Origin of the sequence: Chroococcidiopsis sp. TS-821 (genome assembly GCF_002939305.1) — a bacterium.
Classification (GTDB): Bacteria; Cyanobacteriota; Cyanobacteriia; order Cyanobacteriales; family Chroococcidiopsidaceae; genus Chroogloeocystis.
This window is the reverse complement of record NZ_MVDI01000001.1, coordinates 624075-639337: the sequence shown is the minus strand read 5'-3', so window position 1 is coordinate 639337 and position 15263 is coordinate 624075. Positions and strand designations below refer to the sequence as shown.

The 15263-nt window shown below is 43.2% G+C and carries 14 protein-coding genes and 2 pseudogenes; 9 read left to right on the top strand and 7 right to left on the bottom strand.

The genetic code is table 11. From position 1 onward, the window contains the following. The first annotated feature begins 38 nt into the window (after positions 1-38). A complete protein-coding gene (glgA, locus tag B1A85_RS03080; RefSeq protein WP_104545434.1) occupies positions 39-1490 on the top strand; it encodes a glycogen synthase GlgA in 1452 nt (483 codons plus the stop codon). Positions 1491-1739: 249 nt separating this feature from the next. On the opposite strand, the gene B1A85_RS03075 is transcribed toward glgA, so the two are convergent. The 5 genes and pseudogenes from B1A85_RS03075 to B1A85_RS03055 all read right to left on the bottom strand — a co-directional run bounded on the left by B1A85_RS03075 (position 1740) and on the right by B1A85_RS03055 (position 4986). Then, positions 1740-3101 (bottom strand): TrpB-like pyridoxal phosphate-dependent enzyme, encoded by a 1362-nt coding sequence (locus tag B1A85_RS03075; RefSeq protein ID WP_104545433.1) that lies wholly within the window; start codon positions 3099-3101, stop codon positions 1740-1742. A gap of 181 nt (positions 3102-3282) precedes the next feature. Continuing rightward, positions 3283-3555: a HigA family addiction module antitoxin gene (locus B1A85_RS03070; RefSeq protein ID WP_104545432.1), complete on the bottom strand. Its 273-nt coding sequence runs from the start codon at positions 3553-3555 to the stop codon at positions 3283-3285. A 23-nt stretch (positions 3556-3578) separates the two neighbouring features. Then, positions 3579-3827 (bottom strand): annotated as a pseudogene (locus tag B1A85_RS25915) (type II toxin-antitoxin system RelE/ParE family toxin). Positions 3828-3885: 58 nt separating this feature from the next. After that, positions 3886-4176: pseudogene (locus B1A85_RS25910) on the bottom strand (MOSC domain-containing protein); the annotation flags it as partial. A gap of 21 nt (positions 4177-4197) precedes the next feature. After that, positions 4198-4986, bottom strand: coding sequence for an S-adenosyl-l-methionine hydroxide adenosyltransferase family protein (locus B1A85_RS03055; RefSeq protein ID WP_104545431.1), 789 nt, complete (start codon positions 4984-4986; stop codon positions 4198-4200). Positions 4987-5434: 448 nt separating this feature from the next. On the opposite strand from B1A85_RS03055, the gene B1A85_RS03050 reads away from it, so the two are divergent. From B1A85_RS03050 to B1A85_RS03020, 7 genes are all read left to right on the top strand, one after another. Then, positions 5435-5677: a Calvin cycle protein CP12 gene (locus B1A85_RS03050; RefSeq protein ID WP_104545430.1), complete on the top strand. Its 243-nt coding sequence runs from the start codon at positions 5435-5437 to the stop codon at positions 5675-5677. A gap of 191 nt (positions 5678-5868) precedes the next feature. Beyond that, positions 5869-6465 carry a DUF3177 family protein gene (locus tag B1A85_RS03045; RefSeq protein WP_104545429.1) on the top strand — a complete coding sequence of 199 codons (597 nt, stop codon included), beginning with the start codon at positions 5869-5871 and terminating at the stop codon, positions 6463-6465. Between the two features lie 112 nt (positions 6466-6577). Further along, positions 6578-6877, top strand: coding sequence for a hypothetical protein (locus B1A85_RS03040; RefSeq protein WP_104545428.1), 300 nt, complete (start codon positions 6578-6580; stop codon positions 6875-6877). A 351-nt stretch (positions 6878-7228) separates the two neighbouring features. Beyond that, positions 7229-8692: a phosphoglucosamine mutase gene (gene glmM, locus B1A85_RS03035; RefSeq protein WP_104545427.1), complete on the top strand. Its 1464-nt coding sequence runs from the start codon at positions 7229-7231 to the stop codon at positions 8690-8692. A 131-nt stretch (positions 8693-8823) separates the two neighbouring features. After that, positions 8824-9462: a peroxiredoxin gene (locus B1A85_RS03030; protein ID WP_104545426.1), complete on the top strand. Its 639-nt coding sequence runs from the start codon at positions 8824-8826 to the stop codon at positions 9460-9462. 128 nt (positions 9463-9590) lie between these two features. Further along, entirely contained in the window at positions 9591-10565 is a 975-nt protein-coding gene (locus tag B1A85_RS03025) for a cysteine synthase A (RefSeq protein WP_104545425.1), read from the top strand. A 37-nt stretch (positions 10566-10602) separates the two neighbouring features. Continuing rightward, positions 10603-10902 carry a ferredoxin gene (locus B1A85_RS03020; protein WP_104545424.1) on the top strand — a complete coding sequence of 100 codons (300 nt, stop codon included), beginning with the start codon at positions 10603-10605 and terminating at the stop codon, positions 10900-10902. Here B1A85_RS03020 and B1A85_RS03015 read toward each other — a convergent pair. Together B1A85_RS03015 and B1A85_RS03010 are read right to left on the bottom strand one after the other, a co-directional pair. Continuing rightward, the gene (locus B1A85_RS03015; RefSeq protein ID WP_104545423.1) at positions 10887-11894 is read right to left on the bottom strand and encodes a folate-binding protein YgfZ; all 1008 of its coding nucleotides are present in this window, start codon (positions 11892-11894) and stop codon (positions 10887-10889) included. The two genes, B1A85_RS03020 and B1A85_RS03015, sit on opposite strands and share 16 nt — an antisense overlap. 52 nt (positions 11895-11946) lie before the next feature. Continuing rightward, positions 11947-12450, bottom strand: a complete 504-nt coding sequence (locus B1A85_RS03010; protein WP_104545422.1) for a hypothetical protein — start codon at positions 12448-12450, stop codon at positions 11947-11949. Positions 12451-12954: 504 nt separating this feature from the next. On the opposite strand from B1A85_RS03010, the gene B1A85_RS03005 reads away from it, so the two are divergent. Beyond that, positions 12955-15243 carry an NACHT domain-containing NTPase gene (locus B1A85_RS03005; RefSeq protein ID WP_104545421.1) on the top strand — a complete coding sequence of 763 codons (2289 nt, stop codon included), beginning with the start codon at positions 12955-12957 and terminating at the stop codon, positions 15241-15243. The last annotated feature ends 20 nt before the right edge of the window (positions 15244-15263 follow it).

Sequence of the window (15263 nt, the reverse complement as noted above, 5' to 3'; positions counted from 1 at the left end):
ATTTCGACGCAATACAAATAGGGGACATAAAAATTAAGATGCGAATTCTGTTTGTTGCCGCAGAAGCAGCCCCCATCGCCAAAGTCGGTGGAATGGGAGACGTTGTCGGTGCTTTACCCAAAGTGCTAAAAGCAATGGGGTATGATGTCCGAATATTCATGCCGTACTATGGCTTTTTGCCCGACAAAATGGAGATTCCTAAGGATCCAGTTTGGTACGGTAATGCAATGTTTCAATCCTTCGCCGTTTATGAATCTGTCCTTCCTGGCACAGACGTCCCCTTGTATTTATTTGGACACCCAGCGTTTTGGCCGCGTCGCATCTATTTTGGGGAAGATGAAGATTGGAGATTTACATTATTCGCCAATGGTGCGGCAGAATTTGCTTGGAACTACTGGAAGCCCCAAATTATTCACTGTCACGACTGGCACACAGGAATGATTCCGGTGTGGATGCATCAATCCCCAGACATTTCGACAGTGTTTACAATTCATAACCTAGCGTATCAAGGACCGTGGCGCTGGTACTTAGAAAAAATCACTTGGTGTCCGTGGTACATGCAAGGACACAATACAATGGCAGCTGCTGTGCAGTATGCCGATCGCGTCACGACGGTTTCTCCTACTTACGCGCAACAAATTCAGACAGCTGAATATGGCGAAAAACTAGAAGGTTTATTGTCGTTTATTAGTGGCAAGTTATCTGGCATCATCAACGGCATTGACACCGAAGTTTACGATCCAGCGACCGATAAATACATTGCCCAAACTTTCACTGCTGACACTCTAGACAAGCGCAAAGCCAATAAAGTCGCACTACAAGAAGAAGTTGGCTTAGAAGTCAATTCGGGTGCGTTTTTAATTGGTATCGTCACGCGGTTAGTCGAACAAAAAGGTATTGATTTGATCTTGCAAACGCTCGATCGCTTTTTGGCGTATACCGATGCCCAGTTTATCGTGTTAGGCACTGGCGATCGCTACTATGAAAGTCAATTGTGGCAAATGGCGTCGCGTTTTCCCGGACGGATGGCAACCTATTTACTCTACAACGATGCCCTAGCACGACGGATTTACGCTGGTAGCGATGCTTTTTTGATGCCAAGCCGTTTTGAGCCTTGTGGTATTAGCCAAATGCTGGCGCTTCGCTATGGCTGCGTGCCCATTGTTCGCCGCACTGGTGGCTTAGTTGACACTGTATCCCACCACGACCCTATCAATCACACAGGAACCGGCTATTGCTTTGACCGCTACGAACCTCTGGATCTTTATACGTGTATGGTACGCGCTTGGGAAAGCTTCCGCTATAAAGAATACTGGCAAGAGCTTCAGCAAAGGGGTATGAGCCAAGATTTTAGTTGGACAAAATCTGCCAAAGATTACGTCAAATTGTATAAATCAATACTTGGATTGCCCGAAGAGGAAGTTGTTGAAGCAGATACTCAAGCTTCTGACTCTCAAAAAGAAGAATTAGCTTCTGCTGCTGCGGAATAAGAGCAGAGCGGATAAATTCGCTGTTAGATAAACTAAGTCCACCTGCGTAAACTTACCAACAAAACTCGAATTAAGGGCGTGCACTCGTCACGCTTTGTGGTAAGTCCAATTTGCCTTTCAAAGTCCCCCACCAGTGATGGCGAGCCACTGCGCCCTTGGGGGTTTCCCCTTTGTACCAAGTGGTGTGGACTTAGGAGACTCAAGCTTACTACACTTAACTTACCGATTCATACCTTGAGTTAGCGATAACTAATTAAACACAGGTAATCCTGCTAGTGCCATCGCGACTTCTTCAGCATTGTATTCTGTATCGCGAAGTAACCCAGCTTGGTAATCCATATAAGCTTGCATGTCAAAGTGACCGTGACCGCAGAGGTTGAATAAAATCGTCTTACTCGTTCCTTCCTCTTTACAGCGCAACGCCTCATCGATCGCGGCTTTTACCGCATGATTCGCTTCTGGTGCAGGAAGAATACCTTCGGTTCGTGCAAATGTCAGTCCCGCAGCAAAACAACCAAGTTGCGGTTCTGCACGAGTTTCAATTAACCCTAACTCAACAACATGACTCAGTAAAGGAGCCATGCCATGATAGCGTAACCCGCCAGCATGAACGCCTTCTGGCATAAAAGAGTTACCTAAAGTGTGCATCTTGACAAGAGGAGTTAGATGTGCTGTATCGCCAAAATCATAAGTGTATTTACCCTGAGTGAGTGTCGGACAAGCTGCTGGTTCAACTGCGATAAACCTAATATTATTCTGTTCGCCGCGTAGCTTTGCCCCAATAAACGGAAAAGCAATTCCTGCAAAGTTACTACCGCCACCCGTACAGCCAACAACGATATCAGGATAGTCTCCGGCTTGTTCTAACTGCGCGATCGCTTCATACCCAATTACAGTTTGATGAAGTAGTACGTGATTAAGGACACTACCTAATGCATATTTCGTTTGCGGATCTTGCACGGCAACTTCTACAGCTTCACTGATTGCAATCCCCAAACTACCATTGCTTTCAGGATACTGCGCGAGAATTTTCCTGCCTGCTGCTGTTTCTTCACTAGGACTTGCGACGACTTTTGCACCGTAAGCTTCCATCAACGCCCGCCGATAAGGTTTTTGGCGGTAGCTGACTTTCACCATATACACCACGACATCTAACCCAAACAACGCCCCAGCAAAAGCCAGTGACGAGCCCCACTGTCCAGCACCTGTTTCGGTTGTTAACCGTTTGACTTTGGCTTGTTTGTTGTAATATGCTTGCGCCACTGCAGTATTCGGTTTATGGCTACCCGCCGGGCTAACACCTTCGTATTTGTAATAAATTTTGGCAGGAGTATCGAGAGCTTGTTCTAAGCGTCGGGCGCGATACAGTGGCGTTGGTCGCCATTGACGATAAATCGATTGTACAGGTTCAGGAATCTCGATCCACCGTTCTTGACTCACCTCCTGCGCGATTAACTCCATCGGAAACAAAGGTTCAAGATCGCTAGGAGTAATCGGCTGTCCTGTCTGAGGATGTAAAACAGGTGGCATTGGAGTCGGTAAATCAGCTTGGATGTTATACCAAGCTGTCGGCATTTGGTCTTCTGTAAGCGTGTATTTAATCGTTTCCATTATTAATATGCTGCGGTAAGCAGGCAAATATTATAACGGAAAGACGCTTGAGAATCTGGAAAAGCTTCACACTTAGCTTGAGCGCGATCGCACTTTGGTATTTTAAGAGAAGCTCGAGCAAAAGCTATGGCTTCTAGCTGCTAAGCTGATGTTTTAACTTCACTGAACTTCGCAACAGATTCTAATATTTTAGATTCTTTTTTTGAGCATAGTACAAGTTACAAGCTCTTTGGAGATTAAACCAGAACTCTACAGAAGTATCAAAGAATTTAGCAAGTCTAAGCGCTGTACTTTCTGATATACCTCGCTTTTCATTTACAATTTCACTAATTCTTTGATAAGACATCTTCAGCTGATTTGCCAATTCTTGTTGCGTGATGCCCATCAAAATCAGAAACTCTTCTTTAAGAATTTTCCCTGGATGGGTAGGTGGGCGGTTTGCAGGGATATGCATAAGTCGTCCTCTAGTTTCGCTGATTAGTGGTAATCTACTATCTCAACTTCCTCAGCACGTTGTTCAGTCCAAACAAAGCAGATGCGCTATTGATCGTTAACATAGTTTTTTGGCGGAATTCTTAAATCGTTTAGATTCGCAGCAGCATTTGTTACATCTAGTTTCCGCTTTGCTGCTGCTAACAGGTTTTAAGGGCAGACTTATAAGACCTTCTTTGTATCTAACCCGTCAAATACATTTTTTGTGCCTTCGTCTTTAAAGCTTAATATCATGTATCACATGAACATGGATACCATGCTATCGCAATCAGTTAAGCTTCTACAATCCGTATCAAACCCGATCGAGAGGCTGGTATGGTTTTTGTGGCAGTTCAACTTGGATGATGTTGCCAGGGTTTACCACGCCACCGATAACAACAATGCTTATGACTCCAGCTTTACGAATAAGTTTGCCATGTTCGTTGCGTTCTAGAACCGCAGCCATTAATCCCGCCTGGAATCGATCTAACTGCGCGCAAGGATTCCGCAATCCCGTCGATTAAACCACTGCTGTATTACCCAAGTACAGCCGTGTATCAGTTGGTAAAGCAAGCAGATTGATACCGCGTGTCGCAATATTCTCTCGCGATCGCTACCACGCCTTTTAACTCAACCGTGTCACAACTTGATTCACTTTTGGTCTGCCAAAACGTTCCCAGGCATTTCCACCGCGTAAGAATAACTCCATCCACCGCACAGGGTTACCATCCTTTCCTTGCCAACCGGAACTACCAGGCGCAAAAGCTAGAGTACCTTCAGGAACTTTAAAACTACCGTCAGAATAAACCGCGTCACTCACAACATCACCAACGCGAATGATGACTTTATCCTCTGGATTTAGATTCACACTGTGCGCAGGAATCGTTGTTTTGATATTACCGTAGCCATCAATCCAGGCTACGCGATCGCTTGGTGCATCGGGAATTTGCTCAGGACGCAACTCGTCTCCCAAAAGGCTGAAATCATCTTGGGCGATCGCCGCTGCTGCTTGCGGAAATACATCCCGCGAGCGGAACTGCGAACCTCCCCGGGAAACCTTGACTATTTTGATAATTTGTGCGTAGTTTTTAATGAAAGATAGCGTGTATCCAGCATTGACGCCAACGACTTTCACCCCATTGGTTAACAAAGCGTAAGTTAATCCCTCGCCTTCATTGTCGAGTCTTGGTTCGGACTTGTCTTGACGCGGTGCGCAGTTATGATAAATTAAACGGTCTCGCGGACCTAGATTTAAACCAAGTTGCGCTACCCAAAACCCAGTTGCTAAGGTACTAAACGGAGGAACCGACAACAAACTCACTTGTGCATTGGGGATAGCCAATAATAAACGTTGAGTCACTTCTGCAAAAGCTGGATCGCCGTTTCCGTAGTCTGCAATTAAGCTAATAAGCATAGTGCCAATTCAAGCGCGGCAAGATTAGTCTATTCGATATTGGCTCATTTTGGGGTAAATTCTTGAGGATTGTCGCGCTTGGGCGACAACTTGCTGTCAAGTGCGATCGCGCTTTGTTCATTCTGTCAGTAGCGTATATCCTCAGATAGAGCTTTGCCGCAACAATTCTAGCGATTCCTTACATTCTATCGATGATTTACTCAGAAGTTCTTTCTTTTGCAGGATCGTTACTGAAAGATTAAAACATAAAATCAGTTTACAAATCACGTTGCCACTACTTGTTATTAATAAAGGGTGGTACTGGTGATTGCCGTTGCCGATCCCTAGTTATAGAGTTATCCTCTATAAGGCGATCGCTTTTTATTCGAGTGCAATGCTCCTATAGTTAAGTTAGAAGTTCATAACGCACAGAACGTAGAGCATTGTAGGTTTTCTATACTATTAAAAGATGACAGAAACGACAAAATCTATGAGCAACATCCAAGAACAAATTGAACAAGAACGAGAGCAGGCACGCGCTATCTGCGATACTGCTGGTGCTGAATCCGGCGAATGTGCCGCAGCTTGGGATGCTGTAGAAGAACTACAAGCAGAAGCGTCCCATCAAAGACAAATGAAACCCAAAAACTCCTTAGAGCAATACTGCGATGAAAATCCAGAAGCTGCTGAATGCCGTATTTACGATGAATAATTAGTTAATGTAATTCAGTTTTGACAAAACGCTTAACATACGCGTGAGGACACTTGACAGAGTGTCCCTTTTCATTTTTTGTAGACTTAAAGATTGCTATTGCCTTTTACCTTTAACAAATAAGTCTCGTGCAAAGTTGCTCGTGTTTGGGAATTAGACAAAAATTGCTACTGATTCAACATCCTTAAGCTATGCAAAATGAAGTTTGGCTACGTCCTCTCGTTTGGATGGACTACCGCTTAGCCGTATTATTTACAGTTTTTATCCCCCTGATTCTGCTGATTTGGGCATTTGTCCAAAAAGCTGAAGCAATCCAACGCTTACTAACAATTTACTGGCGCGTGTCAAGCTTGCTGGCAATCACCGTTTACTTGCTCATTGCCGCACTGCCAGTAGGGTATATTTCAGGAACGATCGCGCGGATTTTGATTCCGATCGCGCTGTGGTTTTGGATCGATCTCAACGAAGAAATCGACGATCGACCTCCAGGCGCATTAAAGCTGACGTTTAACTCGTGGCGTTGGGCTATGACAGTATACTGCGTGTTAGGCGCGATCGCGAGCATACCCTTTTTAAGTTGTGCCTTTACTGGCGGCGCCGCTACCAATCCTTTTTGTGCCATCCTGCGCGAGCCACCCTTACTCTTTAGAGAGTATTTCCATCCCAACTCGACACCTCAATTTCTTGGCTTTCTAGGCATCGTAGGCTTGATTTTCTACTTTGTCTGCCTCAGCTATTTTGTTCTATTTAAACTAGGTAAGCAAGGACGCTCTGCGCTACCGCAATGATCGAACACCGGGCAAGGAGTAACAAATGAGATTTTGAACGTGCTTGTGAAATATTTACGGCAATCTAAATTCAATAGTCCCTTGCCCTCGCACGTCACTCCTTTAAGGAAGTATGAATAATTCTATAGGAAAACGTTTGGAACAGTACACAATCAAGCGACCGCAAGAAGTATTAGTTGTTACAGCAGAAGTTAACGGAGAACTCGATCAGATTGCAATATACAAGGGTTTTTCTAGCTCGTTGATGCGCCCTACAGCCTTCGATCCAGAAGTACCCGTGCTACCAAATGATGCCAAAATTCTCACGATTGACCGCGTAGCAAGTCCTTACAATCCGCAATCACCGCGTTACATCGAGCAAGAAATTACTTGGGACAGTATGCAAGCACTCTTGTTAGAGGTTGGAGTTTAATATCAACTAGCTGCAAGGACTGGAAGCTTCAGTAATATTACATAGAAATTTAGCAAAGTTTTCATAGAAGCTTGACAGATACCTTACGCAATCATGCCTACAATTAATCTCATACTTGCTTAAATAGCAGTAAATTGTCAGCTTTATTATTGATTAGTCAACTCGATCGCCCAAGTGTAAAGCATCTGTAAAGAGATTGCGGCTTATACTGAGGTGAAATAATCAGACATACAATAAATTTTTTATATCTATTTAATAAAGTTGGAATAAAGTTAAAACAATATTAAGCGCCAGATTAGAAAATGATATTCTCCTAGCGTGAACTAGTTGTGTGAGGAGTGAAAAAAAATTATGGTATCGTCTCCCGTTGGCATTCAAAGTCCGGCAAGCGCTGAATCTACCCAGGTGATATCGCGACCAAAAACAACAGAATATCAAGCATCTGCGATCGCATTACCAGATTCGCCACTCTTTGGTACAGATGGCATTCGCGGACGGGTCGGAGAATTACTCACAGCGTCTTTAGCGTTGCAAGTAGGCTTCTGGGCTGGAGTCGTATTGCGCCAAAACTCGCGCGAACTAGGACCTATTATTGTCGGACAAGATTCGCGTAATTCTAGTGATATGCTAGCGATGGCGGTTGCATCAGGCTTAGCATCTTCTGGATTAGAAGTGTGGCATCTCGGTTTATGTCCTACGCCTTGCGTTGCCTACTTGACGAGTATCACCAATGCGATCGGTGGTGTGATGATTTCTGCCAGCCACAATCCACCAGCGGATAACGGTATCAAATTTTTTGGATCTGATGGTGCTAAGTTACCGCAAACTTGGCAAGCTGAAATTGAAGCAGGCGTGCGCAGTCAGACAAACCTTTGTATCAGCCAAAATGCCTGGGGTCGTTCGTATTCACGTTCTGACTTAGTAAAGAATTATACTGAATCGCTCAAAAAACCCTTGCTACGTCATTGTGACCTTGCAGGAATGCGCGTTGTGTTGGATTTAGCATGGGGGGCAGCAGTAGACTTAGCACCAGCAGTATTTCGGGATATGGGTGCTGAAGTCGTTTGCTTACACGACCGCGCCAACGGCGATCGCATTAATGTTGACTGCGGTTCTACATGCTTAACGTCCTTACAAGCAGCGGTACAAGAACATCGCGCGACTTTAGGCTTTGCGTTTGATGGTGACGCAGATCGAGTTCTCGCAGTCGATGACAAAGGTAGAGCTGTTGATGGCGATTATATTCTTTACCTTTGGGGTCAGGCGTTACAAGCTCAGCAACAACTGCCAGACAACTTAATTGTTTCAACGGTGATGGCAAATCTCGGCTTTGAGCGTGCTTGGGAAAAAATAGGTGGTAAGATGATTCGCACGCCCGTGGGCGATCAGTACGTGCAAGCAGAAATGACTCGTACTGGAGGAATGCTTGGCGGCGAACAATCAGGTCACATTCTCTGTCGCCACTACGGGATTACGGGTGATGGATTATTAACAGCTTTGCATATTGCGGCGCTCGTACAATCTGCCAAGGTACCATTATCAGAAATGGTGAATCAAAGTTTTACGACTTATCCGCAGTTGTTGCGCAATGTACGTGTCGAGAACCGCGATCGCCGTATGAATTGGAATCAGTGTGCGCCAGTGCAAAAAGCGATCGCGCAAGCCGAAGCCGCAATGGGCGATCGCGGTAGAATTCTTGTCCGCGCTTCTGGTACTGAACCCGTGATTCGCGTTATGGTAGAAGCCGCGAGTGCCGACCTCGCGCAATACTGGACAGATAATTTAGTCCTCGCCGTTCAACAACACCTTGCCTAATAGTCTGTAACCTGAATTACTAAACCTAAAATTTTGTTGAAAACGGCTAAACCCCGACCGGAGAATCGGGGTTTTATGTCATGATCGCAAAGTAAACGAGTTAAAGACTTTCAGAGCATAGGAAACGAGTTATGGCTCTTCGACTAGGTGACACAGTACCAAACTTCAAGCAAGCTTCTACCGCAGGCGAAATCGATTTTTACGAATGGGCTGGTGATAGCTGGGTTGTTTTATTTTCCCACCCCAAAGACTTTACTCCAGTTTGCACAACCGAACTCGGTGAAGTAGCCCGCCTCAAACCAGAGTTTGACAAGCGCAACGTCAAAGTACTCGCTTTGAGTGTCGATGACGTAGAATCGCACAAAGGCTGGATTGGAGATATTGAAGAAACCCAAAACGTCGGTCTTAATTATCCGATCTTGGCCGATCCTGACAAAAAGGTTTCAGACCTTTATGACATGATTCACCCAAATGCCAACGATACGCTCACAGTCCGCTCAGTCTTCATTATTGACCCAAACAAGAAGCTGCGTCTTACCTTCACTTACCCTGCCAGCACTGGACGCAACTTTGATGAAATCTTGCGCGTTATCGATTCGTTGCAACTTACCGATAACTATAGTGTGGCGACTCCAGCAAACTGGAAAGATGGTGATGACTGCGTGATTGTTCCTTCAATTAAAGATCCAGAGGAGATTAAGCAGAAATTCCCCAAAGGTCATACTGAACTCAAGCCTTACTTGCGGATGACTCCCCAACCGAATAAGTAATTTAAAGTTGTGAGTGATACTGGTGGGCTTTTGCCCACCTTTTTTTATTTGCTGAGTACCATGCAAAATGCCAAAAACCAGTATGAGAAAATAGTTAATATTGTCAAAAAGACTGGAATTAAATTGCAGTGGATATCAAGAATGGTTTTGTTGGTACAGTTGGTAACACTCCGCTGATTCGCTTAAAACGTTTCAGTGAAGAAACAGGATGCGAAATTCTCGGCAAAGCGGAGTTTCTCAATCCTGGTGGTTCCGTAAAAGATCGGGCAGCACTTTACATCATCAAAGATGCTGAAGAAAAAGGATTGCTCAAACCTGGCGGTACCGTTGTTGAAGGAACTGCAGGAAATACAGGTATTGGTTTAGCACACATCTGCAATGCTAAAGGATACAAGTGTCTCATCATCATTCCAGAAACTCAATCACAAGAGAAAATAGACACCTTGAGAACCTTAGGCGCTGAAGTTCGCCCAGTACCGGCTGTTCCATACAAAGATCCCAACAACTACGTCAAACTTTCCGGAAGAATTGCCTCCGAAATGGAAAACGCCATCTGGGCTAATCAGTTCGATAATCTTGCCAACCGTCAGGCGCATTACGAGACAACAGGACTAGAAATTTGGCAGCAAACGGATGGTCAAATCGATGCGTGGGTAACATCTACGGGAACAGGTGGAACGCTTGCTGGTGTAGCTATGTTTCTCAAAGAGAAAAATCCAGCAATCAAAACCGTCTTAGCTGACCCTATGGGTAGTGCGCTTTACAGTTATATTAAAACTGGTGAAACTAAAAGCGAAGGCAGTTCGATCACAGAAGGTATTGGCAATAGCCGCGTGACTGCAAACATGGAAGGTGCACCCATTGATGACGCCATCCGAATCGACGATCCTGAGTGTGTCCGCGTTGTTTACCGACTTCTACGCGAGGAAGGAATTTTTGTCGGTGGTTCCTCTGGAATAAACGTCGCAGCAGCTGTCACACTGGCAAAACAAATGGGACCAGGACACACAATAGTCACAATCCTTTGTGATGGTGGCGGGCGCTATCAGTCACGACTATTTAATCAGGAGTGGCTAGCAGCAAAAGGACTATCACCAGATTAATACTATCTCACTTGGTGAAAGCGCTTAAGTACTACTAATGTCAGATACATTGCTCGATCAGTCACCGTCTTCAAGATGCGTTATGGTATGTCAAAATCGTACTTGTCGCAAACAAGGCGCGGCAAGAGTCCTTGCTGCGTTTCAATCACATCCAACACCTGGAATTACAATCGTAAGTAGTAACTGTTTGGGGCAATGCGGTAACGGACCAATGGTACTCGTATTACCCGAACAAATTTGGTACAGTCGCGTTCAGCCTGCTGAAGTTCCAGCGGTAGTAGAAAGGCACCTTCGCGGTGGATGTCCGGTAGCAAAAATGCTTTATTCGCCTCGATAGTATTCGTGGGTAAGAAAGGGAACATCAATTACTTCTCCCTCACTTTCTCCCACTTTGACCTTTAAGCCAACTCCACCAGCTTTAGTACGGATGTAGCCTAGCCCAAAATAACCTTGCTCAGTTTTTATACAGCTTGTGAGTTTACCAACTTTTTCATCTGCAACCGCGATCGCACTTCCAGGCTCAACCAAGGATTCGAGACGGATACCCCAAAGTCGTTGCTTCACGCCTTGATATGTATTTAAGCGGGCGATCGTTTCTTGCCCAATGTAGCATCCCTTGTTAAAAGAAATTGCTTTCCACAAACCCGCTTCTAAAGGATTATAATCGTCCGTTAGCTCGCAATCTGGTACAGGGCGCCCTTGGAGAATCCGTAGCTGTTCCCACGTGCGATCGCCTATAGATTCCACTCCAACTTGCCTAATACTATTCCACACCGTTGCGGCAGCAGCAACAGGAACAATTAGCGTATATCCTGGTAATGCCAAACCGCTACCAACCGCAATTCGTACCTCGCTTCCTGCTAACTGGACTACTGTGTGATGTCCGTAAGGTTGATTGATAACCGTATCTGCTCCTAATTGCTGTAAAACGGCATCGCTTCCTGCTCCAATTAAACTAAATGCTGCTGTTTCAGATGTCACATCTTTTAGCTGGACTTGGTCGGCAAAAAAGATATAACGATCTAGCCATTCCATAAGAAACTCGCGGCGATTCGGTGAAACGAGTAAGACAACAGCATCTTCAGTCACGTAGGCTGTGGCTAAATCAATTGTGCGAGCAGTAGAAGTCACAAAGACAGTGTCGCAGCCCTGTCCTGGTTTAAGTTGCGTAAAATCATTCGTACTTTGGTTGTGCAAAAACCGCAGGCGATCGCTGTCACTGACTTCGATTCTTCCCCAGTGCGAGCGATCGTACAAAACAACTTTCTGTTGAGATGCTTGAAGCGCAGCCGCATCATTACTAAAACTTGCTTCTGTATTTGCTTGCATATTTCCCAGTAGCTGCATGAGATTAACCTTTCTACCAATGCCACTAGCTTATTTACACATCTGGTAAGTTAGCAAATATCTGCTCAACTAATTGTTCAGCTTTGAGATCCAAACGCTGCCAGTCAATATCTCCCGTTTCGTCAATTAAGCTAGTATCAATGTTGACATCATAAGGTGATGCTGTTCGCGTCGGCTCGTAGTCGCGAAAGCAAATTTGATAGCACAGTTCCCACAAATTCACTTTTACCTCCGGTACACCTTGATGCTGCAAACATAAGTGGTACTCTGGCTGTGGTGTTGGTAAATGAATGAGAGCCTGCTCGATCTCGACAACTTGACTTGGAGACGCTGTTTCTAGACGTTGTACTAGTTGTGCTACAGTTCCCTTCGTTTCGTCTGTTGTTCCCTCAGGCCACCTCATTACGTCTTCATACGTTCCCCGCCAGTCAGATCCTTCAAGTCGCTTACCTATATGATCGATAACCCTAATAAACGCGGGTTGCATTAATAATTCAGCTTGTTGCCAAACTACTGGATCTGTAATTTTGGGTGGCATAAGACGTTTTTAGAGTACAGAGAAATAACAACAAAGCACGAATGCTTGTCTGTATTCTTACAAAAATTTGACTGGTTGTGCGATCGTCTTACTAATGTTTAATCCTATACATTATTGCATAGCTATCAAACCGAATACACGCCTAATATTTGGTAAGTATTTTTATTACTAGTATAAATATCTACACATTTATTGTACTTATATTCAACAAAATAGGTGAAGCCACACTAAGTTGAGTTATGTCCTACGATAGTAGATAGATAATAAAAGCAATCTACAATAGAGTTTGTGTAGATAAGCTGAGGAAAAATTAAATATTTATTCAATTACGTATTACAACAAGGATTTTAGCTTATAGTGTTATTTCTACCTAATTTTGTATGTTTGTAGTCATTAACAGTATGTTGCAGACAAAGAAATAGACATTTTAAATAGTTTAAAAAACTATTTTTCTAAGTAATAAACTCAAAACTCATATGATTTTGCGAAGAATTTTAATACTATATGAAAAGGCGATCAAGTCGGTCATTAAAAGCTACACCAGAAGGAATAAAAGTAGCTAATAAAGCAATATTGAAATTTGCTACAAAGATTGAATTAGCAGTAGAGATAGAAGTTTCACGCGCTACAGTACAAAACTTTTTCGCTGGTAAGCCAATCGATAGAGAAAATTTTCATAAAATTTGCGAAAAACTTGGGTTATCGTGGCAAGAGATAGCAGATTTACCAGATACTTACTCAGTCAAAACTAATCAAGAAACGCTGAGGTCTGAGTTAAATGAGGCTAGTCAAATATGGAAGCAAATCCAAGCTGACATTCAACACAAGTACGGCAGAATTAGGACTTTAGATATGTCCTATCCAAGACCACTACAAGAGCTTTATACTAACATGAACGTTCTAAAAAGCATTAGTAGTCGTCGTTGGCTAGAAATTGAGGAACTACAACCATATCAGCTATCAGATAGTAACGATCTAGATTTATGCAATGCTAATAAACAAAAATTATCTGGATTACAAGCTGTTCAAAATTATTCTAAGTTAATTATTTTAGGAAAACCAGGTTCAGGTAAAACAACTTTTTTGAAGCATCTTGCTACAGAATGTGCTTTTGGAAAGTTACGCTACCAGATTCCTATTTTTATTAGTCTGAAGAATTTTGCAGCAAGCTCCCATACATCAAGTTTATCTACGTATATTAATCAAGAACTAGCTAATTATAATGTCGATGCTATTTTGACTTCTCAAATATTGAACCAAGGCAAAGCATTAATTCTACTCGATGGTCTCGATGAAGTACGACAAAAAGAAGTTCATCGCGTGCTACAGCAGATCAATCAATTTAGTACTAAGTATCATAGTAATCAGTTTATTATTACTTGTCGTATAGCGTCGCTAGACTATAATTTAGAACAATTTACTGAAGTAGAACTTGCCGATTTTGACCAATCCCAAATTACTGAGTTTGTACATAAATGGTTTGCAGATACTCAAGTTAAGAGCCATCAATTTCTTCTCAAACTCCACCAAAATTCCCGTCTCAGAGAACTCGCAACAAATCCATTATTATTGACTCTACTCTGTTTAGTCTTTGCAGAAGCTAGAGATTTTCCAGCAAATCGTGCCAACTTATATCAAGAAGCACTAAATATTTTACTTAAAAAATGGGATGCCAAACGCCATGTTGAGCGTGACGAACTTTATGAATATCTATCCGTGCAGCGAAAACACGATTTATTAGGTTATATCGCCCGCAATACCTTTGAGCGTGGAGAATACTTCTTCAAACAGCAAGATTTAGAGCAACATATTACCAATTATATTACTAGCCTATCTGATGTAAGTCTTGATTGGCAATTACGGCTCGATCCCGAAGCTTTGCTCAAAGCAATCGAAGCACAACATGGTTTACTTGTAGAACGTGCTAGAGGAATTTACTCTTTCTCACATATTACCTTTCAGGAATATCTTGCGGCAAAAAACATCGTTCTCAATATTGAAACTCAGGCTTCAAAGATAGCTTTAACACAACTTGTCAGCCGTATTACCGATAAACGCTGGCGCGAAGTGTTTATACTGTGTGCAGGAATGCTTTCACAAGCAGATTACTTATTACTGCTAGCCAAAAAACATATTGATGACTTGTTGGTTAATGAGCCTCAATTAATTCACTTTCTCAACTGGCTAAACACGAAAGCCCAAAACATGAGAGGTTCTTGTCCCTCAGTAATCATTAGAGCATTTTACTTGGATTTAGAACTGGCACGGGCTTGTAATACCACAGCAGGAAGGTTAGAGTTAGCTAAAGCTTGTCATTCTGAATTTGCGCGTTACCTTGATGAGCAATTATGTCTCGATCTTGCCCTTGACCGCGTGCTGACAATTAATAACGTCTTGGGAACTACTAAGCCTCATTTAATTTATCATCGCGTTCTCGACCGCGCAATCATGCGTGCAGATAGCATTGCTCCTGAGTTAAAACAAGTGTTGACAATGCTTAAACAGCGCGCTATACAATGCACTCAAAATGATGAAAACAGATTTATTGAGTGGTGGAGATTATTTGGTCAGGACGAAGTTAAAATTCTCCAGAATGCAGTGATTGTGCATCGTAATTTTGCGCATCATTGGCATTTTAGTACTTACCAGCAAAATTTATTCAAGCAATACTATTACGCCAACACGCTACTGCTCAACTGTCTCAAATCTAAATGTCAAGTGTCTTCCGAAGTCCGACAAGAAATAGAAAATTCTCTATTACTATCATCAAAGCTATTTCAGGTAGCAATATAATATCTGAGGTAAGAAAACAA